Raw genomic sequence first — 22,852 nt, 5'->3', positions numbered from 1 at the left:
TCAGGCCCGGCGCGCCAGTGCGGCGCCGATGGCGCGGCGCAGCACCACCGCGGCGACGTGTTTCTTGAAGGGGATCGGCCCGCGCATGTCCTCCTGCGGGTCGATCGCGGCCAGCATCGCCTCGACGCAGCCCTCGACATGGCCCGCGGCCAGCGCGGCGCCTGCCTCCGCCGACCAGACGGGGGTGTCCGAGAGGTTGGTCATCGCCACCGAGGCGCTGTCGCGCCCGGCAATGACGGCGGCCGCGGCGGTCGCGTAGTCGCCGATCTTGCGCTTCTGCTTCACATAGGCCTGTCCGGTGCCCTCGGGCGGGAGCGGGATCAGGATCCGCGACAGGATCTCCTCCTCGGCGCGGGCAGTGAAGAAGGCAGCCTCGTAGAAGTCCCGCGCCGCGACCTCGCGCTCGCCCTCGGGTCCGCAGAGCCGGAAGCGGGCGCCGAGGCACTGCATCACCGCGGGCATGTCGTTGCCCGGATCGCCGTTGGCGACATTGCCGCCGATCGTGCCGAGATAGCGCACCTGGGGATCGGCGATCTGCAGCGCCGCCTCGCGCAGCACCGGCAGCGCGCTGGCCAGCCCGCCATGGCCGATCAGCTCGTGCTGGGTGGTCATGGCGCCGATCTCGGCGGTCCCGCCGGCGATGCCGATGCCCCGCAGCTCGCCGATGTCGCGCAGGTCGACAAGATGGCCAAGCTCGGCCATGCGCAGCTTCATCATCGGAATCAGGCTGTGCCCGCCCGCGACCACCCGCGCCTCGTCGCCATGCTGCTGCAGGATGCCGATGGCCGCTGCCAGATCGGCAGGCCGGTGATACTCGAACCCGGCTGGTATCATGGTGTTCCTCCCTGCGGCATCCTCCCCGATGCCTCGGGCGGACTGTCGGACAGGGCGGGGGCGGCGCCAAACGGGCGGTCGCGAATGCCGGCGGGTTCTGCACGAAATGCGAATGGCCCGCACGAACTGCGGTTCAGACGCCAAGTGCCTCGCGCACCTGGGAAAGCCGCGAGCGGCTGACCGGCGCCTTGGCCAGGGACTCGGTGTTGCGGAAGAAGCAGACGCCGGTGTCCTTGGTGCGCTGGAACTCGCTGACGAAGGCGGGATTGACCAGGTAGGAGCGGTGCACGCGGATGAAGCGGTGCGGCTCCAGCCGCCGTCCGGCCTCGGTGATCGACCAGGGGCAGAGATGGCGCTCCTTGCCGGCATAGAGCAGCGTGTAATGGCCCTCGGCGCGGATCGCCGCGATTTCGGCGGAGGCGGCGAAATGGGTGCTGCCCTCGCGCTCGTAGGGCACCGGCAGAGACGACGCGGGCGGTTCGGGCAGCGGCTGCGGCGCGGCGGATGGCTGCGGGGCTGCGGGCGCCTGCGGGGCTGTGTCCTCCATGTCTGGCGCCGCAGCGGAGTCGGAACCCGGAGCCAAGAAGGACACGCCGCTGAGCAGCGCGAGTCCGCTGATGATGAAGGAGGAGAGCGCGACCACCATGGCCAGCACCGCGTTGCCGAGCACGGGCCCGGCCGTCTGCGTGGCATCGGCGAGCCGGAACTGCGTGCCGGCCATGGCGATGAAATGCATCGAGACGACCGCCGCGGCGAAGCACAGCGTTCCGGCCAGGATATGCAGGCGGCTGCGCGATCCGTAGGCGGCGCGGACCGCCAGGGTCGACAGCGCCAGCGCCGCCGCCAGCGCGACGGCCACGCCGGACGGGCTGAAGACCGGCGCGCAGAGTTCCATGCCGAGCATGCCGATATAGTGCATCCCCGCGATCCCCGTGCCCATGATGCAGCCCGCCAGGGTGAGGTTCGCCGGGCAGCGCCGCCCGAAATGCAGCACCAGCAGCGCCAGCCCCACCATGAGGATGGCCGCCAGCGCCGAGACCAGCGTGGTCAGCCCGTCATAGTAAAAGAGCGCGGGCAGCTGCAGGCCGAGCATCGCCACGAAATGCATCGACCAGATGCCGCCGCCCAGCACGATGGCGGCCACGGCGACCAGCAGCTTGCGCTGGCTCACCGGCAGGCGCGAGGCGCCGCGCAGCAGCGACAGCCCGCTGAAGCCCGCGGACAGGGCAACGGCAAAAGAGGCCACAACCATCCATGGATTGTGAGTGAATTCCAGCAACCTAGGCGCTCCTCCCGGCAGGGGCAGCCTAGCAAAGAAATCCGGCGGCGCAATTCCGGACAGCCTGCCCTGACGCGGAGGGAGGGCCGGATCGGCTGACGGCGGCGGCCAGCCGGGCCAGCAAGGACATGACGCCGGTCTCGAAATCGCCGATCTCGACCGGCGCGCGGTCCGGCCCGATCTCCGGGCAGACGCGGAGGCCGGGGCTGTCGGGACGGGCATTGATGCGCGCTGCCTCGGCGCCGGAGCGGTCCTCGAGGATGGGGGCTTCATCGGCGGTGATGGCGAAGTCCTCGGGGCGGCCGGTCGGCGGCCAGCAGCGCGTCGCTTGCGAAGGTCGCGGGCCTCGCGCGCTGCTCCAGCGGATAGGCTGCGTTCATGACGCGCTGCAGCTCGATCTCCCGGGCGGTCAGCGAGCGGTTGGCTCTGGCCCGGACCTGCGGCATGCACCCGAGCCCCGGAAGGCCGCGGAAGAACAGCCCGGCCAGCCGGTCGAGGTTCCTGCCGCAATGCACCAGATGCAACCGGTCCGGACCGAAATGCCGGTCGAGCGCCCGCAGCCGGACCGGGCAGTTGGGGGGGCAGTCCCCGAGGAACGTGCGGAACTCCTGCGCGGCGCTCTGCCGCTTGACGGGCTGGCCATAGGCGGAGCGCGCGCATTCCCCGCAGTCGCGCATCGCGAGGATGGCATGCGGCTCCAGCCCTGCCGAGCGCATCGCGCCGAGCGCTGTGCGCCGCCGAAATGGATGGCTTCTGCCGAACAGAGCAGGCTGCTGCCGGGATGCGCGGCGAATTCCGCGCGAAACCCGTCCATTATCTCCTCCCGGTCCATGTCCCTTGGCATCATCGAGGGGCTGAGATGGCGCGCGATCACCACGCCGTTCCCGCCGGTCACGATGCCCTTGCGCGCCGGTCCTGCACCGGAACCCAGGGGTGGACCAGGCCGTTCCCCCGCATCCGATCCGCATGCCGGGCGAAGAGGCACTGAAGGTAGGACGTTCCGGTCCTCGGTGCCCGGGCATGGATGAAGACCTTGCGCATTTCTGCTCTTCCGCGGTCCCGATCTTTTGCCCGGGCGGACCGGGACCGTCCGGCAACGTGCCGGAAAGTCCCGCGAAATGGCAATGCGGCACCAGTGCCGCGGCGGCCGTCAGCCGGCGGCGACGGCGGTCTGGCGCTGGCGGCCGAGGCCGTGGACCTCGATCTCCATCACGTCGCCGGGCTTGAGGAAGCGCTGCGGCTTCATCCCCATGCCGACGCCCGAGGGCGTGCCGGTGGAGATGATGTCGCCCGGCACCAGCTTCATGAACTGCGACAGGTGGGACACGATCTGCGCGACGGTGAAGATCATGTCGGAGGTCGACTCGTCCTGCACGGTCTCGCCGTTCAGGTCGAGCGAGACGCGCAGCGCCTGAGGATCCGGCACCTCGTCGGCAGTGACGAAATACGGACCGATCGGCCCGAAGGTCGGCGCCGACTTGCCCTTGACCCACTGGCCGGAGCGCTCGATCTGGAAGGTCCGCTCGGAGAGGTCGTTGATCGTGCAGTAGCCTGCGACATGCGACAGCGCGTCCTCCTCGGAGACATAGAGCGTGTCCTTGCCGATGATCACGCCCAGCTCCACTTCCCAGTCGGACTTCACGGAGTTGCGTGGGATGATCACGTCGTCATATGGGCCCGAGAGGCAGGAGGTCGCCTTGTTGAACACCACCGGATGCTCGGGCACGGCGAGGCCGGATTCGGCGGCGTGCTTGGCGTAGTTGAGGCCGATGCACCAGAAATTCGGCACCGATGCGAGGCAGGAGCCGATGCGGCCGGGCGCCTCGACGACGGGCAGGGCCGCGATGTCGAGCGCGCGGATCGCCTCCAGCGCCTCCAGCGAGACGGCCGCGCCTGCCAGCACCGGAACCGCGCCGGAAAGATCGCGGACATTGCCGTCCGCGTCGAGAATGCCGGTCCGTTCCTGGCCCTCGGGGCCGAAGCGCAGAAGTTTCATGGGGGTCCTCCCTTGGAATGATCGTCACTGTTTGGTGGATGGGCGTCAGGACGCGTCTTCGGATGCGTCCTGTTCGTACTTGGCGCGGATGTTGTCCTCCAGCGCCTCGAGATGGGCGCGCATCGCGGCGGCCACCTTGTCCGGGTCACGCGCGACCAGCCCCTCGACGATGTCGCCGTGCTGGCGCAGCACCCGGTCGCGGCTGCGCCGCTGGCTGGCCGAAAGGTAGCGCGCGCGCCAGAGCCGCTCCAGGTAGGCGCGGTAGGTGCCCAGCAGCGCCGGGTTGTGCGCGGCCTCCACGATGGCGGTGTGGAAGCCCATGTCGATCTCGAACAGGTCGACGGTGTCGAGCGTGTCGTATTCGGCGGCCATCTTCTCCTGCATGGCGGCAATCCGCGCCAGGTCTCCGTCGCTGGCGCGGCGGCAGGCCAGCTCGCCCGAGAGCAGCTCCAGCGCGCGCAGAACGTCGATCGCGTCGGCGATGTCCTGCAGCGAGGGATCGGCGATGACCGGGCTGCGCGCGGGGCGCAGAATCACCAGCCCTTCCTTCGAGAGGATGCGAATCGCTTCGCGCATCGGGGTGCGGGACACGTCCATTTCCAGCGCCGTCTCGCGCTCCTTCAGCGGCGAGCCCGGGGCAAAGCGCCCCCTGAGGATGTCCCGCCGGATCTGGTCCGCGATCTTCTCGGGCAGCGTCTTGTCCGTCATGTCCCTGTCTTTCCTCGCCCTGCGCGTGCCGCCGGACGGCCTTTCAACTTTGGTATACCAAAAAGAGTTGATTGTCGAGCGCCGCCGCGCTAGCGTGCCTCCAGAATGGTATACCATTCCGGCGGGCGAGGAGGTCCGCCGAAAAAATCTAAGGCGGCGCCAGGCCGCTCGGGAGGAAGACCACATGACCCTGTCCAGGATTCTCGGAAGCACCGCGCTTGCGCTCTTGGTGGCCGGAGCGGCCCAAGCCCAGGAAGTGACGCTGCGCATCCAGACGCATTACAACCCCGAACAGACCTCGGGCCAGCTTGCCACCCAGTTCGTCGACGACGTGGAGACCATGTCGGGCGGCGCGATCGACATCGAGATGTTCTACGCCTCCTCGGTGGTGGCGACGGTGGAGACCTTCGACGCGGCGGCCAACGGGATCATCGACTGCGACATGACCGGCGGCGCCTACCAGACCGGCAAGAACCCGGCCTTCCAGTTCGTTGGCGACATCATGGGCGGCTACGACACGCCCTACCAGCAGCTGAGCTGGCTGTATTACGGCGGCGGGATGGAGAAGGCCCAGAACCTCTACAACGAATTCGGCATGCAGCTGATCGGCTGGTGGGTCTACGGCCAGGAATCGCTGGTCTCCTCGACCCCGATCGCCGGGCCGGAAGATCTGAAGGACTGGAAATTCCGCTCGCCGCCCGGCATGGAGACCGAGATCTTCGCGAACCTGGGCGCCTCGCCGATCGTGATGGACTTCACCGAGGTCTTCACCGCGATGGAAACCGGGATCATCGAGGGCACCGACTATTCGGGCCTGGCCAACGACGAGTCGATCGGCCTTTTCGACCTCGCCAAGCATGCCACCTATCCGGGCTTCCACTCGATGCCCTCGGACCACCTGGCCTGCAACAAGATGGTCTGGGACGGGCTGACCGACCAGCAGCGCCGCATCATCGAGGTGGCGATGGAGAAGCTGGCCCTGCGCTCGGCGCTGTATTTCGAGAAGGCCAATGCCGAGGCGTCGGCGCGGCTGACCGAGCAGGGCGTGACGCTGCATGACTGGTCGACCGAGGACCGCGCGACCTTCCGCAAGGCGGCGCAGGCGGCCTGGGATGTCTGGGCCGAGAAATCGCCCGAGGCCAAGGAGCTGGTCGAGAGCCACAAGGCCTACCTCGCCCAGCTCGGCCTGATCGCGAACTGATCCCGGCTTTCCCCGGCGGGAGGGGGCCGTCCCCTCCTGCCGCATGTGGAGTTCAACTGCCATGACGCAGCAAAGCATCTGGCTCGGTCCCCTGCGGCGGCCGGTCGGTCTCGGCGCGCTTGCCGCCTGCGGGATCGCGGGCCTCACCTTCCTGTGGCTGATCCTGCAGCAATTCACCGCCGCCGAGCCCATCGGCATGTACGACATGCTGCGCCCGGCGGGCCGGCTTTCCGTGCTTCTGATGCTCTGGTCGCTCCTCGCGGCCGTGCTTCTGGGCGCGGCCTGGCTTTCGGACACGGTGGCGCCTCTGGAGACGCCGCCGACCGGTCCCTTCGACATCCTGTCGCTGGTCTGCGCCCGCGTCGCGATGATCGGCATCGTCGGCATCGTGGTCGCGATGTCCTACGAGGTCGTGGCGCGCTACGTCTTCGAGAAGCCGACGCTCTGGGCCAACGAGCTGAGCCTCTGGATCGCGGGCTTCGTGTTCCTGCTGGCCGGGCTCTATGCCATGCAGCAGCGCACCCACATCCGCATCTTCGTCATCTACGACCTGCTGCCCCACTGGGCGCGCAAGGCGTCCGACGTGCTGTCGGTGGTGCTGGTCTGCTTCTTCGCGCTCTGCATGGTCTGGGGCGGCTGGAACGAGGTGGTGACCAAGCTGGCGCGGATGGAGACCTTCGGCACCGCCTGGGATCCGCCCATTCCCTCCACGGTGAAGGCCGCCATCCTGATCAACATCGTGCTGGTGGCGGTGCAGGCCGTGTCGAACCTGGTGGCCGACTGGCACAAGGCGCCCGAGCACCATTCGCCCATGGACGACATCGACGAGGCGGAGATCGAGAACATCCGCCGCACCCTAAAGGAAGACTGAGATGGAGTTCCTGCACCTCTTCGCCTGGATGAAGGTGACCGATGTCGGCACGCTGTCGCTGATCGTCCTCGGCATGATGTTCGTCCTGCTCGCGCTCGGCATGCCGCTGGGCTTCGCCTCGGCCTTCCTCGCGGTGGCGACGCTGATCATGAAGTTCGGTCCCGAGCTGCTCTTCGCCAATTTCGGCCGCGGCCCCTTCGCGGTGCTGGGCCAGGCGATCTACCGGCAGATGACGAACTACGTGCTGATATCGATACCGCTGTTCATCTTCATGGCGGCGCTGCTGGAAAGGTCGGGCATCGCGCGGGACATGTATTCGTCGCTGAATGTCTGGCTGTCCCGCACCCGCGGCGGGATCGCCATCGTCACCTCGATCATGGCCGTCATCATGGCCGCCATGTCGGGCATCATCGGCGGCGAGGTGGTCCTGCTGGGCCTGATCGCGCTGCCGCAGATGCTCCGCCTGGGCTACAACCAGAACCTCGCCATCGGCACGATCTGCGCGAGCGGCAGCCTGGGGACGATGATCCCGCCCTCGATCGTGCTGATCTTCTACGGGCTGATCACCGAGACCTCGATCAAGGCGCTGTTCACCGCGTCCTTCCTGCCGGGTTTCATGCTGGCCTCGTTCTTCGTGATCTACATCCTGGTGCGCACCCGGCTGAACCCGGAGATGGCGCCGCTGCCGCCGGAGGATCCGTCCGCGCCGAAAGGCAGCGAGAAGGGGCTGATGTTCCTCGGCTTCCTCTGCCGCCTGGGCATCTGGATCGGCGGCGTGCTGTTCCTGCGCGCGCTGTTCTTCACCGTCACCGGCGCCAACGCGATCCGCGAGGGGGTCGACCCGATCTTCCTCGGCATGGTCTCCGACCTGCCCTGGATCGGCGGCTTCGTGGCGCTGGCGGCGGTGCTGATGTTCTTCGTCGTCGGCCGCGCGCGGACGGCGCAGGGCTGGGAGATGGGCAAGGGCCTGGTCTCGCCGATCATCGTCATCGGCGTGGTGCTGGGGTCGATCTACGGCGGCATCACCGGGATCACCGAGGCGGCCGGCATGGGCGTGGTCGCGGTATTCGTGATCGGGCTGGTGCGGCGCGAGATGACCTTCGAGATCGTCTGGGACAGCCTGCTGCGCACGCTGCGCTCGACCGGCACGATCATCTGGGTGACGATCGGCGCGGCCGCGCTGGCGGCGGCCTACACCCTGGCGGGCGGACCGACCTATGTCGCCAACGCGATCGTCGGCAGCGACCTGCCCACGATGGGCATCATCCTGGTGATGATGGCGATCTTCCTGGTGATGGGCATGTTCATGGACTGGGTCGGCATCGTCCTCTTGATCATGCCGGTCTTCCTTCCGATCGTGCTCAAGCTTCCGGTGGAAGAGCTCGGCGTCTTCGGCTCGCTGAACCCGAGCCATGTGGCGATCTGGTTCGGCGTGGTGTTCTGCATGAACATGCAGGTGAGCTTCCTGTCGCCGCCCTTCGGCCCCGCGGCCTTCTACTTGAAATCGGTGGCGCCGCCGCAGATTTCTCTGACCGACATCTTCAAGGGGTTCCTGCCCTTCATCGCGCTCCAGCTGACCGCGCTTGCCGTCCTGCTGGTCTGGCCCTCGATGGTGTCGATCTTCCTGTGACCAAGGCAAGGGGGGACGGAGCTCCCCCCTTGCACCCCCCAGCCGCCCTGTCCGGAGCCCCTTCCCCATGAGCACCGTCCGCCTGTCCGACGCCGACAATGTCGTCACCGCCATCCGTCCGCTGGAGCCGGGCGAGGAGGGGGCTACCCAGCTGATCCCGCGCGGCCACAAGCTGGCCGCGCGGGCTATCCCGAAAGGCGAGGCAGTGGTCAAGTATGCCCAGATCATCGGCTATGCGGCGGAAGACATTGCCCAGGGCGCGCATGTCCACACCCATAACTGCGAATTCCGCAATGTCGATCACGCGCATCATTTCGCCTCGAATCTGAGGGTTCCACCGGAGCCGGCACAGCGCGACACCTTCATGGGATACCGGCGGGCGAACGGGAAGGTCGGGACGCGCAACTACATCGCCATCCTGACCTCGGTGAACTGCTCGGCCACGGCCGCGCGCCGGATCGCGGAGCATTTCACCCCCGAGCGGCTGGCGGCCTATCCCAATGTTGACGGCGTCACGGCCTTCGTCCACGGCACCGGCTGCGCCATGGGCGGCGACGGCACCGGCTTCGAATTCCTGCAGCGCGTGCTCTGGGGCTATGCCCGCAATCCCAATGTCGGCGGCGTGCTGATGGCGGGGCTGGGCTGCGAGAGCATGCAGATCGGCTGGCTGCTCGAGGCCTACGGCATAACCCCCGGCCCGCAATTCCAGGTGATGACGATCCAGGAGGAAGGCGGGCTGCAGAACACCATCCGGCACGGCATCGAGATGGTCGAGGCGATGCTGCCCGAGGTCGACAAGGCGCGGCGCGAGGAATGCCCGGCCTCCGAGCTGACCGTCGCGCTGCAATGCGGCGGCTCGGATGCCTGGTCGGGGATCACCGCCAACCCGGCCGTCGGCCATGCCTGCGACCTGCTGGTCGCGCAGGGCGGCACCGGCGTTCTGGCCGAGACGCCGGAGATCTACGGCGCCGAGCACCTCCTGACCGCGCGTGCCGTCGACGAGGGCGTGGGCCGCCGCCTGATCGGATTGATCGAATGGTGGCAGGACTATACCTCCCGGGCGGGCGGGAACATGGACAACAACCCCAGCCCCGGCAACAAGAAGGGCGGTCTGACGACCATCTTGGAGAAGTCGCTGGGCGCCGCCGCCAAGGGCGGGACGACGCCGCTGACCGGGGTCTACAAGTATGCCGAGCCGGTGACGGCGAAGGGCTTCGCATTCATGGACAGCCCGGGCTACGATCCGGCCTCGGTGACGGGGCAGATCGCCGGCGGCTGCAACCTGGTCTGCTTCACCACCGGCCGCGGTTCGGCCTTCGGCTCGAAGCCGTCGCCGACGGTGAAGATCGCGTCCAATACCGAGATGTACCGGCGGATGACCGGCGACATGGACGTCAATGCCGGACGGATCCTGACCGAGGGCGCCTCGGTCGAGGAGGTCGGCCGGGAAATCTACGAGATGTGGCTGCGCGTGGCTTCGGGCGAGATGTCGAAATCCGAGGCGCAGGGCCTGGGCGATTACGAGTTCGTGCCCTGGATGGTCGGCGCGGTGATGTGAGGGACGAGGAGACACCCATGAGACTTGCAGGCAAGAAGGCCTTCGTCACGGCGGCGGGGCAGGGGATCGGCCGGGCGGTGGCCGCGGCCTTCGCCGCGGAAGGCGCCGAGGTGACGGCAACCGACCTGAAGCCGGAGCTGCTGGAGGGTCTGGAGGTTGCCCATGCCTTCGCGCTCGACGTGCTCGACAAGGCGGCGCTGGCTGCGGCGGTCCGGGCGGCGGCACCGGACATCCTGATGAACTGCGCGGGCTTCGTGCATGCGGGCAGCATCGCCGAGGCGACGGATGCCGATTTCGACTTCGCCTTCGGGCTGAACGTGCGGGCGCAGTTCCACGCGATGCAGGCAGCGCTGCCCGGCATGGTCGAGCGCGGCGGCGGCTCGATCATCAACGTGTCGTCGGTGGCCAGCTCCATCATCGCGGCGCCGGGCCGGTTCATCTACGGCGCGTCCAAGGCGGCGGTGATCGGCATGACCAAGTCGGTCGCGGTGGACTACGTGACCAAGGGCGTGCGGGCGAACTGCATCTGCCCTGGCACCGTCGACAGCCCGTCGCTGCACGAGCGGCTGCGCGCCACCGGCGATTACGAGGGCGCGATGAAGGCTTTCGTCGCCCGCCAGCCGATGGGCCGGATCGGCACGCCGGAGGAAATCGCGCATCTGGCGGTCTATCTCGGGTCCGACGAGTCTAAATTTACCACCGGCCAGGCGCATGTGATCGACGGCGGCTGGGCCGCGGCGTGAGCCCGGCCATCGTCGCCCCCAAGGAGGAGCGCACGCTTCTCGGCGTCATCCTGATGGCGGTCGGGGTGACGTTCATGACCTGCATCGACACCTCGGCGAAGTGGCTTCTGCTCGCCGGGGTGCCGGTCGTGCAGATCGTGTTCATGCGCTACGCGGTTGCGCTGGTGCTGGCGCTCGGCTGGTTCCTGCCGCGCGAGGGGACGTCGGTGCTGCGGTCGCGCAGGCCGGTGCTGCAGTTCCTGCGCTCCGCCGCGCTGCTGACCAGCACCTGCTGCAACTTCGCCGCGCTGCAGTTCCTGCCGATCACCATGACCACGACGATCATGTTCGCCGGTCCCATCGCTGTGACGCTGCTGGCGATCCCGATCCTCGGCGAGAAGGTCGGCATCCGGCGGCTGGCGGCGGTCTGCACCGGGTTCTTCGGCGTGATGGTGGTGGTCCAGCCCTGGGGGGCGGAGTTCGATCCGGCGGTGTTCCTGTCGGTCGGCGCGATGCTTTCGGCGTCGTGCTATTTCATCATCACGCGGATGATCGCCGGGGCGGAAAGCACCGCGACCAGCCAGGTCTGGAGCGCGGGACTGGCCAGCCTCGCCTTCGCGCCCTTCGCGCTGGCGCACTGGTCCTGGCCGGAGGCCGCGGGGACCGGGGTGGTTCTGGTGCTGGTCGGGGTCTTCGGCGGCACGGCGCATACGCTGGCGACGGTGGCGCACCGCTACGCCGATGCCTCGATCCTCGCGCCGGTGGTCTATGTGCAGATCGTCGAGGCGGCGATTGCCGGCATCCTCGTCTTCGGCACCTGGCCGACGCAATGGACGCTGCTGGGCGGAGCGATCATCGCGGGATCCAGCTGGTACATCATCCAGCGCGAGCGCGCGGCACGGCGCGGGGGCTGAACAGCCAGGGGTCGCGCGCCCGAGGCACGGAAAGACCGCCGGGTCCGCAATGGCCGTGAAACGGTGTCCGGCGGGCGTCCCGCAATGGGCTGCCGCGCGGCGGAGCCGACAGCGCCCGGGGCGTGCGTCCCGTACTCCTGGCGCAGCCCCCCCCCGCGCGTGGTGCCTGTCAGGTTCTGCCTCGGCGTTCCGTCGGCGGGCGCTCGATGGCGCCCCCGCCAGGGTAATGCGCAAAGGCTCGCGTAGCGATCCGGCTTGGCGGCCCCTGCTGCCTGCGCGCGCAGCTTGCCGTGCGGCCGGTCGATGCGCTGAGGTCCTATCCAGTTCCCCATCGGAGGGCGAACCGGCCGACGCAGGATTGCCGGACCTGGCTGAGGCGGCCCGTCTCGATGCAAGCGCAGGACCGGAGTCCGGGGGCACGGAGGCCGGCGCGTGGCGCTCCGCTCTCCGAGCCCGTCCCGGGCGACCGGCGGTCCCCCGGAAATCCACGCCGCCTTGGGACCGCCCGCTCATAGCCTCCGGGAGGAGGGCCCGATGAACGGTCCTCAGCCCCGGCCGACATAGGGCATGGCGGTGGCCATTACCGTCATGACCTGGACATTTGCCTCGAGCGGCAGCGACGCCATGTGAAGCACCGATTTCGCCACGTTCGAGACATCCATCACCGGCTCCACCGCGATGGAACCGTCGGCCTGCGGCACGCCCTTGGTCATCTTCTCGGCCATGTCGGTCAGGGTGTTGCCGATGTCGATCTGGCCGCAGGCGATGTTGAAGGGCCGCCCGTCGAGCGAGACCGTCTTGGTCAGGCCCAGCACCGCGTGCTTCGACGCCGTGTAGGCCGCCGAGCCCCAGCGCGGGACATAGGCCGAGACCGATCCGTTGTTGATGATCCGCCCGCCCTGCGGGTCCTGGTGCCGCATGATCCGGAAGGCCGCGCGCGCCGCGATGAAGGCGCCGGTCAGGTTCACGTCGATCAGGTTGCGCCAGTCATCGACCGGAATCTCGTCGATCGGCGCGCCCTTCAGCGAGACGCCGGCATTGTTGAAGAGCGCGTCGAGATGGCCCCATTGCGCCGCCGCGCCGTCGAAAGCCGCGTCGGTCGAGGCCTCGTCGGTCACGTCGCAGGGCAGGATCAGCGCCTTGCCATGGCCACCGGCGGTTTCCTCCAGAGTTTCCCTGCGGCGCCCGGCCAGAGCCACGTCCCAGCCGGCCTCCAGGAAGGCGCGGGCGGTGGCACGGCCGATGCCGCTGCCGGCACCGGTGATGATGATGGATGGCATGTCTCGTTCCTCAGTGGTTGTCGCGCGGCAGGTCGTTGCGGACCTTCTGGTAGGCCGTCGCCAGCTCCAGGCAGCCGCCATCGGCCAGCTGTCCGACATGGCGGCGGTAGATTTCCTGCCAGGGCGTCTGGCTGCGGATCTCGGGAGCTTCCCAGGCGTCGATGCGCGCCTGCCATTCCCCGGGCTCGACAAGCGCATCCATGCGGCTGGCATTGAGGTCGAGCCGCACCGTGTCGCCGGTCCTCAGATGGGCGAGCCCACCGCCGACCACTGCCTCGGGCGAGGCGTTGAGGATCGAGGGGCTTTCCGAAGTGCCCGACTGCCGCCCGTCGCCGACGGTGGGCAGGTGGTGGATGCCCTGCTTCAGCACCGCATCCGGCGGCTGCATGTTCACCACCTCCGCCGAGCCGGGATAGCCGACGCAGCCGACGCCGCGGATGAACAGGATCGTCCGGTCGTCGATGCCAAGGGACGGATCGTTGATCCGGTCGTGGTAGTCCTCCGGCCCTTCGAAGACCACGGCGCGGGCCTCGTAGATGCCCTCGCTGCCCGGTTCGGACAGGTAGCGGGCGCGGAAATCCTCGGAGATCACGCTGGTCTTCATCAGCGCCGAATCGAAGAGATTGCCCGAGAGCACCTTGAACCCGGCATGCGGGCGCAGCGGCTCTGCCACGGTGAGGATGACGTCCGGATCCTGGCTTTCCCAGCCCTCCAGCGCCTCGGCCACGGTCTTGCCCGAGGCCGTCATCGCGCCGTCATGGAGCAGCCCGGCCTTGCGCATCTCGCCCATCACCGCAGGCACGCCGCCCGCGCGGAAGAAGCTTTCGCCCAGATAGGTCCCGGCGGGCTGCATGTTCACCAGAAGGGGCACGTCATAGCCGACGGTCTGCCAGTCGGTGACATGCAGCTCGACGCCGACATGGCGGGCGATGGCCTGCAGGTGCGGCGGCGCGTTCGTGGACCCGCCGATGGCCGAGTTCACCTTGATGGCATTCTCGAAGGCCGCGCGGGTCATGATGTCCGACGGCTTCAGATCCTCGAGGACCATGCCGACGATGCGCTTGCCGGTCTCGTAGGCCATGTTCATCCGCTCGCGGAACGGCGCCGGAATCGCCGAGCTGCCGGTCAGCGTCATCCCGAGCGCCTCGGCCATGGCGTTCATCGTCGAGGCGGTGCCCATCGTGTTGCAATGCCCGAGCGAGGGCGCGGAGGCGCAGACCCGGCTCATGAACTCGTCATAGTCGATCTCGCCCTCGGCCAGCAGCCGGCGGCTTTCCCAGATGATCGTGCCCGAGCCCGCACGCTTGCCCTTCCACCAGCCGTCCAGCATCGGCCCGCCATTGAGCGCGATCGCCGGAATGTCGACTGTGGCCGCGCCCATCAGCATCGCGGGCGTGGTCTTGTCGCAGCCGGTGGTCAGCACGACGCCGTCGATCGGATAGCCGTGCAGCACCTCGACGAGGCCCAGATAGGACAGGTTGCGGTCGAGCGCCGCCGTGGGCCGCTTGCCGGTTTCCTGGATCGGATGGACCGGGAATTCCATCGGGATGCCGCCCGCGTCGCGGATGCCCGCCTTGATCCGGTCCATCAGGAAGATGTGGATCTTGTTGCAGGGCGCGAGGTCGCTTCCGGTCTGGGCGATGCCGATGACGGGGCGGTCGCCCTGCAGCTCGCCGCGGGTGAATCCCTGGTTCTGGTAGCGCTCGACATAGAGTGCCGTCATGCCGGGATTGTTTGGGTTGTCGAACCATTCCTGCGAGCGGAATCGCTTGTTGGCGCGGGTGTCGCCCATGTCGCTGTCTCCTCCGGACCGGCGGGGCCGGCGCATTTTCCGCGCTCCGGCAACTCTCCGCCTTTGACAGTCATGCGAAATGGTATACCAAAAAGCAAGGGACAAATTTGGCCTTTGGGAGGAGCGTCGAGTCCATGACCCAATCCGCTGCAGGCGGGCAGCCCGGCCGTGCCTTCTGGCGCGGCTACAGGGACTGCGCGCCCTTCATCCTGATCGTCGTGCCCTTCTCGATGCTGTTCGGCGTGGTCGCGCGCGATGCCGGTCTGGACGTGCTGCAGACCATGTCCATGGCGGTGCTAGTGATCGCCGGGGCCTCGCAGTTCACCGCCGTCGCGCTGCTGCAGGACCAGGCGCCGGTCTTCGCCGCGCTGGCCGCCGCGCTGGTGGTGAACCTGCGCATGGCGATGTATTCCGCCGCGCTGGTGCCGCATCTGGGCCATGCGCCGCTGGGGATGCGCGCGCTGATGGCCTATCTGATGGTCGACCAGGCCTTTGCCGTGGCCGCGCGCACCTACGAGGACGAGCCCGGCATGTCCCGCGCCGAGAAGGTCGCCTACTACATGGGCTGCATGATGCTGATCTGCCCGTTCTGGTACGGCTTCACCCTGGTCGGCGCGCTTGCGGGCAACTTGGTCCCGGCCTCGCTGGAGCTCGATTTCGCCGCCCCCGTCTGCTTCATCGCGCTTTCCGCGCCGCTCTTGCGCAGCGCCGCGCATGTGGCGGCGGCCTGTGTCTCGGTGGCGGCGGCGATCCTGTTCCACGGGCTGCCCTGGTCGCTGGGGCTCTTCGCTGCCGCGCTCGCCGCGATGGTGGCCGGGGTGCAGACGGAACTCTGGCTGAAGCGGAGGGCCGCCGCATGATCGAAACGGGCGATTTCTGGCTGCTGACCGTCCTGCTGGGCGCCGGCACCTTCCTGATCCGGTTTTCCTTCCTCGGCTTTCTCGGCCGCAGCGAACTGCCGGAATGGCTGCTCCTGCACCTGCGCTATGTCGGCATTTCGGTCTTTCCGGCGCTGGTGACGCCGATGCTGCTCTGGCCCGCCGCGACCGGCGGCCAGACCGACTGGATCCGAGTGGCTGCGGGGGCTATCGCTTTCGCAGCCGGAATGAGGATCAGCGTGATCGGCGCGATCCTTGCCGGAATGGGCGCCTTCTATGGATTGCGCGCCCTGGAGACCCTGTTCTGAGGAGAACGACATGCTGGAAACCCCGCCGCTCCTGACCATCCGCCGCCCGGTCCGCCGCCCGGCCCAGGCGCAGATCGACGCCTTCCGCGGGGTGCCCGCCAGTTTCGTCGCGGATGCGATGGGCGGCACCGGCACGCTCGACACCGCGATCGCGCCGCCCGGGCTGGGCCGCGACATTCCCGCCCATGCCGTCGGGCCGGCGCTCACCGCCGAGAACTGGGCGGGCGACCTGCTGGCGACGGTGGCGGCGCTGCGCGTGCTGCAGCCGGGCGACATCCTGATGGCCGGGGTGGGCGGCTACCAGGGCTGCGCGGCGGCCGGCGACCTGGTGGTCGGCATGACCCGCAATGCCGGGGCCGCGGGCTTCATCACGGACGGGCCGCTGCGCGACTACGCGGCGCTGATCGGGGTCGGGCTGCCGGTCTGGTGCAGCGGGCTGAACCCGGCCTCGCCCTCGGCGAAGGGGCCGGGCAAGGTCGGCGGGCCGCTGATGATCGGCGGCCGCCAGGTGGAAACCGGCGACATGATCGTCGCCGACCGGGACGGCGTGGTGGTGGTGCCCTTCGACCGGATCGACGCGGCGATCGCGGCGCTGGAATCGGTGAAGGAACTGGAGGCCGGGACCGAGGCCGCGGTCGAGGCCGGCGCGACCTCGCTTGCCGCCATCGACCACATCATCGACGGGCCGCAGACCGTCTGGATCTAGCGGATCCGCCTATCCCGGGCGCTGGCGGGGGCCGCCCTGCCGGCGCTTGCGAAAGGATGCCGTGGGGGCCGCCGTCCTGCCCCGGCAAGGCAGGCCCGGCGCGCCATCCGCAGAGCCGGTGCGGTCCTGCCCGGAAAGGCTGCAGTTGGCAGGGCACACCGTCGTGGATGGCCGCTGCCGACGGTTCCGGCAGGACAAGCAGAGCGGGCCGGGTGCCGCGGACGGGCCTTCGCCGCCATGCCGCTGCCGGACCGCGGACGGGCACGGGCCCTGCGCGGCGCCTCCGCGCCGGAAGTCCGGGCGCCCCGGTGCGGCATTCCTCCCGGCGAGGGCGCGCCGTCCCCGCCCGCGGTTCCGGCGATCGCCCAGCCGGGACTTCGGGAGGGCCGCGGCGGCTAGCACTTGGAGGCCTCGGACTCCATGTCCACGCCGTTCAGCGCGCCGATGATGTCTGTCATCATCGGCACGTAGTCCGCCCCGCGTCCGGTTGCCTCGGCATGCGTGAAATAGTGCTTCACTGCCGCGCCCATGATGTTGACGACATCCGCATCCGCCGCCATCGCCGCTGCATAGCGCACGTCCTTCGAGGCGTTGGCGATCGAGAAGACATGGGCATTGCGGTCGCGGTCGACGGCGTATTTCATGAAGGTCTCGAAGAAGCCGTTCGACAGCCGCGACGAGCCGATCACCTGCCGCACCGCCGCGGGCGGCAGCCCGACCTTGGCCGCCATCACCACCGCCTCGCCGTAGAGCGCGGCATAGCCCATCGAGATGAAGTTCATCACCAGCTTCATCTTGTGGCCCGCGCCGGTCGGGCCGACATGGCTGATGTTTCCTGCCCAGCACTCGATGACCGGCTTCACGCGGGCGAAGACCTCGTCAGAGGCGCCGACCATCGCGTCCAGCGTGCCGGCCTCGGCCTCCTTCGGAGTGCGGCCCAGCGGCGCGTCGACCAGCACCATGCCCGCCGCCTCCAGCTCCGCCGCCAGCGCCGCGGTCGAGACTGGATTCGAGGTGGAGCAGTCGATTACCGTCAGTCCCGCGCGCCCGGAGGCGAGGATGCCGTCCGCGCCGCGGACCGCCGCCTCCACCTGGTCGCTGTTCGACAGGCAGAGATGGACGATGCTGCAGGCCTCCGCCATCGCGCGCGGGCTGGCGGCCTCGGTGGCGCCCTGCGCCAGCAGGTCCTCCACCGGCGCGCGGTTGCGGTTGCCCTTGACCACCAGCGGATGGCCCGCCTTCAGGATGTTCGAGGCCATGCCGTGGCCCATCGGACCGACGCCGATGAAGCCGATGGTTTCCTTGCCGCTCATGGGGGTCTCCTTCCGCGGGTTCACAGGCAGGCGGTGATGCCGCCGTCGACGAAGAGGGTGTGGCCGTTGACGAAGCTCGAGGCCGGGGCGGACAGGAAGACGGCGGCGCCGACCAGTTCCTCGATCCTGCCCCAGCGGCCCTGCGGCGTGCGCTTCGCAAGCCAGGCGCTGAACTCGGGATCCGCGACCAGCGCGGCGTTCAGCGGCGTGTCGAAATAGCCCGGCGCGATGGCGTTGCAGTTCAGCCCCAGCGGCGCCCAGTCGGTCGCCATGCCCTTGGTCAGGTTCGCCACCGCCCCTTTGGTCGCGGTGTAGGGCGCGATGCCCGGCCGGGCCAGCGCGGTCTGCACGCTGGCGATGTTGATGATCCGCCCCTCGCCGCGGGAGATCATGTGCCGCGCGCAGGCCTGGCCGACATGGAAGACCGAGGCGATGTTGGTCTGCAGCAGCCGCTCGAACGCGTCCGCGGGGAAGTCCTGGAGCGGCGTGCGGTGCTGCATCCCGGCATTGTTGACGAGGATGTCGATCGGTCCGACGGCCTCCTCGAACCCGTCCACCGCAGCGCGGACGCCCTCGTGATGGGTCACGTCGAAGGGCAGCGTCGCGACCTCGTGGCCTTCGGCGCGCAGGGTCCCTGCGGCCTCCTCCAGGCGTTCGGCATTGCGCGCGTTCAGGACCAGCGCGGCCCCGGCCTCGGCCAGGCCGCGCGCCAGCGCCATCCCGATCCCCATGGAGGACCCGGTCACGAGCGCCCGGCGCCCGCTCAGATCAAAGAGTTTCATGTCCCCTCCCGTAATGGCTTTTGACAAGCCGCGGCTGTTGTGCCTAGAAAATGGTATACCATTTAGCGCCCGATGCAAGGGCGCATGGCGCATGCCTGCAGAGGAGCGGGCGGCACGGGAGGACGGACATGAAGGCGCTCTATGCCCACGGGGCGAGGGATCTGCGGCTGGCGGACTGCGAGGCCGGGCCGCCCGGGCCGGGCGAGGTCCTGCTGCGGGTCCGCCGCGGCGGGATCTGCGGATCGGACCTGCACTACTACAACCATGGCGGCTTCGGCGCGGTCACGCTGCGCGAGCCGATGATCCTGGGCCACGAAATCGCGGCCGAGGTCGCGGAACTGGGCGCGGGCGTTTCCGGGCTGGCGGCCGGCGACCTGGTGGCGGTCTCGCCCTCGCGTCCCTGCGGTGCCTGCCGCCATTGCCTGAAGGGCCTGCCGAACCAGTGCGAGAACATGCGATTCTACGGCTCGGCCATGCCCTTCCCGCATATCCAGGGCGCCTTCCGGCAGGAAATCGTGGCGCTGGCGTCGCAATGCGTTCCGGCCGGGGGGCTGGACGCCGCCCGCGCCGCCATGGCCGAGCCGCTTTCGGTCGCGCTGCACGCCGTGCGGCGGGCGGGGGACCTCCTGGGCCGCCGCGTGCTGGTCACCGGCTGCGGGCCGATCGGGGTGCTCGCCATCCTCGCCGCCCGTGCCGCGGGCGCCGGAGAGATCACCGCGGTCGATGTCGCCGACCGGGCGCTCGGCTTCGCGGAACAGGCCGGGGCGGCGCGGCTGCTGAACACCGCCGCCGACCGGGACGCGCTGGCGGAGGACAGCCGCGGCAAGGGCAGCTTCGACGTGCTCTTCGAATGTTCTGGCGCGGCCGCGGCCCTGGCTGCCGGAATCGGCGCGCTGGCGCCGCGCGGCGTGATCGTCCAGCTCGGCATGTCGGGAGAAATGACCCTGCCGATCCTGCCCGTCATCGCCAAGGAGCTGGAGATCCGCGGATCCTTCCGGTTCCACGAGGAGTTCGCCGTGGCGGTCGCGATGATGCGGGACGGACGGATCGATCCGGGCTTCCTGCTGACCGACACGATGCCGCTGGCAGAGTTCGGCGCGGCCTTCGAGACCGCCTCGGACAAGAGCCGCGCGATGAAGGTGCAGCTGGACTTCGCCGGATGATCGCCTTCGCCGCCGCCGTCTTCCTGCTGATCGCGACCCCGGGACCGGGGGTGCTGTCCTGCGCGGGGGTGGGGGCGGCCTTCGGATTCCGCGCCGGGCTGCGCTACGTGGCGGGGCTGAACCTGGGCAACAACCTGGTGATCGCGGCGGTGATCACGGGGCTGGCGGCGGTGATCCTCGCCGCGCCGGTGGTGCGCGGCGTGCTGCTGGCGGTGTCGGCGTGCTACCTTGCCTGGCTGGCGCTGCGCATCGCCGCGGCGGGCAAGCGGCTGGCCTTCGGCGAGGCCGACCGCGCGCCGGGCCTGCGCGACGGGATCCTGCTGCAGGCGGTGAACCCCAAGGCCTATGTGGTGAGCACGACGCTGTTCACCGGCTTCCCCTATGCGCCCGACAGCCTGCTGTTCGAGACCGTCACGAAAATCCTGATCTTCAACGCGATCTGGCTGCCCCTGCATTTGGGCTGGCTCTGGGCGGGGGGCGTGCTCCACCGGCTGGATCTTCCCGAGCGGGCGCATCGCCGGATCAACCTGGCCATGGCCGCGGCGATGATCGCCGTCGTCGCCCTGGCGCTGTTTTCCATGGGCGGCAGCACGTCCGCCGAACCGGGAGGAACTCCATGACCGCAACCGCATATGCCGGCATCTGGCCGGTGGCGCCGACGCCGTTCCACGATGACGGCACGCTCGACCTCGAGGGGATGAAGCGCGTGCTCGACTGCCTGGTCGACATGGGGGTCGACGGCATCTGCATCCTCGCCAACTTCTCCGAGCAGTTCCTGATCTCGGATGCCGAGCGCGAGACGCTGACCCGGCTCTGCCTCGAGCACGTCGCCGGCCGGGTGCCGGTGATCGTCACGATCAGCCATTACGCCACGCAGATCGCCGTGGAGCGCGCGCAGCTCGCCAAGGATTGCGGCGCCTCCATCGTGATGATGATGCCGCCCTATCACGGCGCGCTGATGAAGGGGACGCCCGAGCAGACCTTCGAGCAGTTCGCCGCCGTGGGCGAGGTCGGCATTCCGATCATGGTGCAGGACGCGCCGCTCTCCGGCGTCAACCTGCCGGTCCCGCTGCTCGTCAGGATGGCGCGCGAGATCGAGATGCTCAAGCTCTTCAAGATCGAATGCCCGCAGGCGGCGGCCAAGCTGCGCGCGCTGATCGCGGAGGGCGGCGATGCGATCGAGGGGCCGTTCGACGGCGAGGAGGCGATCACGCTGCTCGCCGATCTCGATGCGGGCTGCACCGGCACGATGACCTCGGGGATGATTCCCGACCTGATCGGCCCCATCGTCCGCGACTTTCTGGCGGGCAACCGGCAGGCGGCGATCGACGGCTATGCCCGCGTCCTGCCCGCGGTGAACCACGAGAACCGGCAATGCGGCTTCCGCTCCTGCAAGGCGGCGATGGTGGAGGGCGGGGTGATCAGGTCCGAGTTCTCGCGCCACCCGATCGCGCCGCTGCACCCCGACACCCGCGCCATGCTGATCGAGCTGCTCCGCCCGCTCGATCCCATGGTCCTGCGCTGGGGCAAATGATGGGCGTCGCAGAAGCCATCGCCGAATTGCAGCCGGTCCTGGGCGACCGGCTTGCCACCTCGCAGGCGCTGCGCGCCGCCCATGGCGGCAACGAGACCTGGTTTCCCGAAACCCTGCCGGATGCCGTGGCCTTCCCCGAAAGCACCGGCGAGGTGTCGGCCATCCTGAAGGCCTGCAATGCCCATGGCTGCCCGGTCACGGCCTTTGGTGCGGGCACCTCGCTGGAAGGCCACCATCTGGCGGTGCGCGGCGGGATCAGTCTGGACATGGGCCGGATGGCCCGGGTTCTGGCGGTGAATGCCGAGGACCTGAACGCGGTGGTGCAGCCGGGGCTGACCCGCGAGGGCCTGAACGAGGAGCTGCGCGCGACGGGGCTGTTCTTCCCGGTCGATCCCGGCGCGAATGCGTCGCTGGGGGGCATGGCGGCGACGCGGGCCAGCGGCACGACCGCCGTGCGCTACGGCACGATGCGCGAGAACGTGCTGGCGCTGGAGGCGGTGATGGCCGACGGCACGGTGATCCGCGCGGGCAGCCGGGCGCGCAAGTCCTCCACCGGCTACGACCTGGCGCATCTGCTGATCGGCTCCGAGGGCACGCTCGGCATCATCACCGAGCTGACGGTCCGGCTTCAGGGCATCCCCGAGGCCGTCTCCGCGGCCACCTGCCGCTTCGACAGCGTCGAGGATGCGGTGAACTGCGTGATCCTGACCATCCAGTCGGGCATTCCGATGGCGCGCATAGAATTCGCCGACGAGATGATGGTGCGCGGCTTCAACAACCTGGCCGATGCGGGCCTGCCCGAGAAGCCGCATCTCTTCGTCGAGTTCCACGGCTCGCCTTCGGGCGTGCGCGAACAGGCGGAAAGCTTCGGCGCGATTGCCGAGGAATTCGGCGCGGAGGCCTTCCGCTGGACCGACCGCGCGGAAGAGCGCAACGCGCTGTGGAAGATGCGCCACAACGCCCATTACGCGACCGCCACGCTGGAACCGGGCAAGCGCACGGTCAGCACCGATGTCTGCGTGCCGATCTCGCGCCTGGCCGAGGCGGTCACCGGCGCGCAGGCCGACCTGGCGCGGCTGGGGCTGGTGGCGACCATCGTCGGCCATGTCGGCGACGGCAATTTCCACTGCTCGGTCCGGTTCGATCCGGACGACCCCGGGGAGGTGGCCCAGGTCCATGTCTTCACCGATGGGCTGGCGCGGCAGGCGCTGGCGCTCGGCGGCACGGTCTCCGGCGAGCACGGCATCGGCCAGGGAAAGATCAAGTTCATGAAGGCCGAGCACGGACCGGCCCTGGGCTTCATGCGCGCCATCAAGGCGGGGTTCGACCCGCAGAACATCCTCAATCCCGGCAAGATCCTGCCGGAAGACGTCTGACGGAGGC

At 69.0% G+C, this 22,852-nt stretch carries 22 protein-coding genes; 13 read left to right on the top strand and 9 right to left on the bottom strand.

Annotation, left to right across the window (positions count from 1 at the left end; all coding sequences use genetic code 11):
• From HCC78_RS12550 to HCC78_RS12530, 5 genes are all read right to left on the bottom strand, one after another.
• The gene (locus tag HCC78_RS12550) at nucleotides 1-834 is read right to left on the bottom strand and encodes a xanthine dehydrogenase family protein subunit M (RefSeq protein ID WP_172329119.1); all 834 of its coding nucleotides are present in this window, start codon (nucleotides 832-834) and stop codon (nucleotides 1-3) included.
• Nucleotides 835-967: 133 nt separating this feature from the next.
• The gene (locus HCC78_RS12545) at nucleotides 968-2,113 is read right to left on the bottom strand and encodes an MHYT domain-containing protein (protein ID WP_172329118.1); all 1,146 of its coding nucleotides are present in this window, start codon (nucleotides 2,111-2,113) and stop codon (nucleotides 968-970) included.
• Nucleotides 2,114-2,382: 269 nt separating this feature from the next.
• Complete coding sequence (locus HCC78_RS12540) at nucleotides 2,383-2,829, bottom strand: hypothetical protein (RefSeq protein ID WP_172329117.1); 447 nt, start codon at nucleotides 2,827-2,829, stop codon at nucleotides 2,383-2,385.
• Between the two features lie 434 nt (nucleotides 2,830-3,263).
• Complete coding sequence (locus tag HCC78_RS12535) at nucleotides 3,264-4,109, bottom strand: fumarylacetoacetate hydrolase family protein (protein WP_172329116.1); 846 nt, start codon at nucleotides 4,107-4,109, stop codon at nucleotides 3,264-3,266.
• Nucleotides 4,110-4,154: 45 nt separating this feature from the next.
• On the bottom strand, nucleotides 4,155-4,817 hold the full coding sequence (locus tag HCC78_RS12530) for a GntR family transcriptional regulator (RefSeq protein WP_172329115.1): 663 nt from the start codon (nucleotides 4,815-4,817) through the stop codon (nucleotides 4,155-4,157).
• 184 nt (nucleotides 4,818-5,001) lie between these two features.
• Here HCC78_RS12530 and HCC78_RS12525 point away from each other — a divergent pair, with 184 nt between their 5' ends.
• From HCC78_RS12525 to HCC78_RS12500, 6 genes are all read left to right on the top strand, one after another.
• The gene (locus tag HCC78_RS12525; protein ID WP_172329114.1) at nucleotides 5,002-6,018 is read left to right on the top strand and encodes a TRAP transporter substrate-binding protein; all 1,017 of its coding nucleotides are present in this window, start codon (nucleotides 5,002-5,004) and stop codon (nucleotides 6,016-6,018) included.
• Between the two features lie 61 nt (nucleotides 6,019-6,079).
• On the top strand, nucleotides 6,080-6,889 hold the full coding sequence (locus tag HCC78_RS12520) for a TRAP transporter small permease subunit (protein WP_172329113.1): 810 nt from the start codon (nucleotides 6,080-6,082) through the stop codon (nucleotides 6,887-6,889).
• A gap of 1 nt (nucleotide 6,890) precedes the next feature.
• Nucleotides 6,891-8,519 carry a TRAP transporter large permease subunit gene (locus tag HCC78_RS12515; RefSeq protein ID WP_216671134.1) on the top strand — a complete coding sequence of 543 codons (1,629 nt, stop codon included), beginning with the start codon at nucleotides 6,891-6,893 and terminating at the stop codon, nucleotides 8,517-8,519.
• 67 nt (nucleotides 8,520-8,586) lie between these two features.
• Nucleotides 8,587-10,077 carry a UxaA family hydrolase gene (locus tag HCC78_RS12510; protein WP_172329112.1) on the top strand — a complete coding sequence of 497 codons (1,491 nt, stop codon included), beginning with the start codon at nucleotides 8,587-8,589 and terminating at the stop codon, nucleotides 10,075-10,077.
• Between the two features lie 17 nt (nucleotides 10,078-10,094).
• Nucleotides 10,095-10,820: an SDR family oxidoreductase gene (locus HCC78_RS12505; RefSeq protein ID WP_172329111.1), complete on the top strand. Its 726-nt coding sequence runs from the start codon at nucleotides 10,095-10,097 to the stop codon at nucleotides 10,818-10,820.
• Nucleotides 10,817-11,713, top strand: coding sequence for a DMT family transporter (locus HCC78_RS12500; protein WP_371743823.1), 897 nt, complete (start codon nucleotides 10,817-10,819; stop codon nucleotides 11,711-11,713). The genes HCC78_RS12505 and HCC78_RS12500 overlap by 4 nt, the downstream gene beginning before the upstream one ends.
• Before the next feature lie 545 nt (nucleotides 11,714-12,258).
• Here the strand turns inward: HCC78_RS12500 and HCC78_RS12495 are convergent.
• Nucleotides 12,259-12,993 (bottom strand): SDR family oxidoreductase, encoded by a 735-nt coding sequence (locus HCC78_RS12495; protein WP_172329110.1) that lies wholly within the window; start codon nucleotides 12,991-12,993, stop codon nucleotides 12,259-12,261.
• Between the two features lie 10 nt (nucleotides 12,994-13,003).
• Nucleotides 13,004-14,785, bottom strand: coding sequence for an IlvD/Edd family dehydratase (locus HCC78_RS12490; RefSeq protein ID WP_172329109.1), 1,782 nt, complete (start codon nucleotides 14,783-14,785; stop codon nucleotides 13,004-13,006).
• 134 nt (nucleotides 14,786-14,919) lie between these two features.
• Here HCC78_RS12490 and HCC78_RS12485 point away from each other — a divergent pair, with 134 nt between their 5' ends.
• Genes HCC78_RS12485 through HCC78_RS12475 form a run of 3 tightly spaced genes read left to right on the top strand, consistent with a single transcriptional unit; the run spans nucleotide 14,920 to nucleotide 16,677 of the window.
• Complete coding sequence (locus HCC78_RS12485; RefSeq protein WP_172329108.1) at nucleotides 14,920-15,645, top strand: AzlC family ABC transporter permease; 726 nt, start codon at nucleotides 14,920-14,922, stop codon at nucleotides 15,643-15,645.
• Nucleotides 15,642-15,971, top strand: a complete 330-nt coding sequence (locus HCC78_RS12480; RefSeq protein WP_172329107.1) for an AzlD domain-containing protein — start codon at nucleotides 15,642-15,644, stop codon at nucleotides 15,969-15,971. The genes HCC78_RS12485 and HCC78_RS12480 overlap by 4 nt, the downstream gene beginning before the upstream one ends.
• Before the next feature lie 10 nt (nucleotides 15,972-15,981).
• Nucleotides 15,982-16,677 (top strand): RraA family protein, encoded by a 696-nt coding sequence (locus tag HCC78_RS12475; RefSeq protein WP_172329106.1) that lies wholly within the window; start codon nucleotides 15,982-15,984, stop codon nucleotides 16,675-16,677.
• 395 nt (nucleotides 16,678-17,072) lie between these two features.
• Here the strand turns inward: HCC78_RS12475 and HCC78_RS12470 are convergent, their stop codons facing one another.
• Both HCC78_RS12470 and HCC78_RS12465 read right to left on the bottom strand, forming a co-directional pair.
• Nucleotides 17,073-17,990, bottom strand: a complete 918-nt coding sequence (locus HCC78_RS12470) for an NAD(P)-dependent oxidoreductase (protein WP_172329105.1) — start codon at nucleotides 17,988-17,990, stop codon at nucleotides 17,073-17,075.
• A gap of 20 nt (nucleotides 17,991-18,010) precedes the next feature.
• Nucleotides 18,011-18,772: an SDR family oxidoreductase gene (locus HCC78_RS12465; RefSeq protein ID WP_172329104.1), complete on the bottom strand. Its 762-nt coding sequence runs from the start codon at nucleotides 18,770-18,772 to the stop codon at nucleotides 18,011-18,013.
• 128 nt (nucleotides 18,773-18,900) lie between these two features.
• Between HCC78_RS12465 and HCC78_RS12460 the strand changes: the two genes are divergently transcribed.
• The 4 genes from HCC78_RS12460 to HCC78_RS12445 are packed head-to-tail and all read left to right on the top strand — an operon-like array spanning nucleotide 18,901 to nucleotide 22,845.
• Nucleotides 18,901-19,935, top strand: coding sequence for an L-idonate 5-dehydrogenase (locus HCC78_RS12460; protein ID WP_172329103.1), 1,035 nt, complete (start codon nucleotides 18,901-18,903; stop codon nucleotides 19,933-19,935).
• On the top strand, nucleotides 19,932-20,555 hold the full coding sequence (locus HCC78_RS12455) for a LysE family translocator (protein WP_172329102.1): 624 nt from the start codon (nucleotides 19,932-19,934) through the stop codon (nucleotides 20,553-20,555). Before HCC78_RS12460 ends, HCC78_RS12455 begins: the two co-directional genes overlap by 4 nt.
• Entirely contained in the window at nucleotides 20,552-21,469 is a 918-nt protein-coding gene (locus HCC78_RS12450; RefSeq protein ID WP_172329101.1) for a dihydrodipicolinate synthase family protein, read from the top strand. Before HCC78_RS12455 ends, HCC78_RS12450 begins: the two co-directional genes overlap by 4 nt.
• Nucleotides 21,469-22,845 carry an FAD-binding oxidoreductase gene (locus tag HCC78_RS12445; protein ID WP_172329100.1) on the top strand — a complete coding sequence of 459 codons (1,377 nt, stop codon included), beginning with the start codon at nucleotides 21,469-21,471 and terminating at the stop codon, nucleotides 22,843-22,845. The genes HCC78_RS12450 and HCC78_RS12445 overlap by 1 nt, the downstream gene beginning before the upstream one ends.
• Nucleotides 22,846-22,852 lie beyond the last annotated feature (7 nt).

This window comes from Mangrovicoccus sp. HB161399 (assembly GCF_013184745.1).
Lineage (GTDB): Bacteria > Pseudomonadota > Alphaproteobacteria > Rhodobacterales > Rhodobacteraceae > Mangrovicoccus.
The sequence above is the reverse complement of the archived record's forward strand: the minus strand, read 5'-3'. Positions and strand labels throughout refer to the sequence as shown.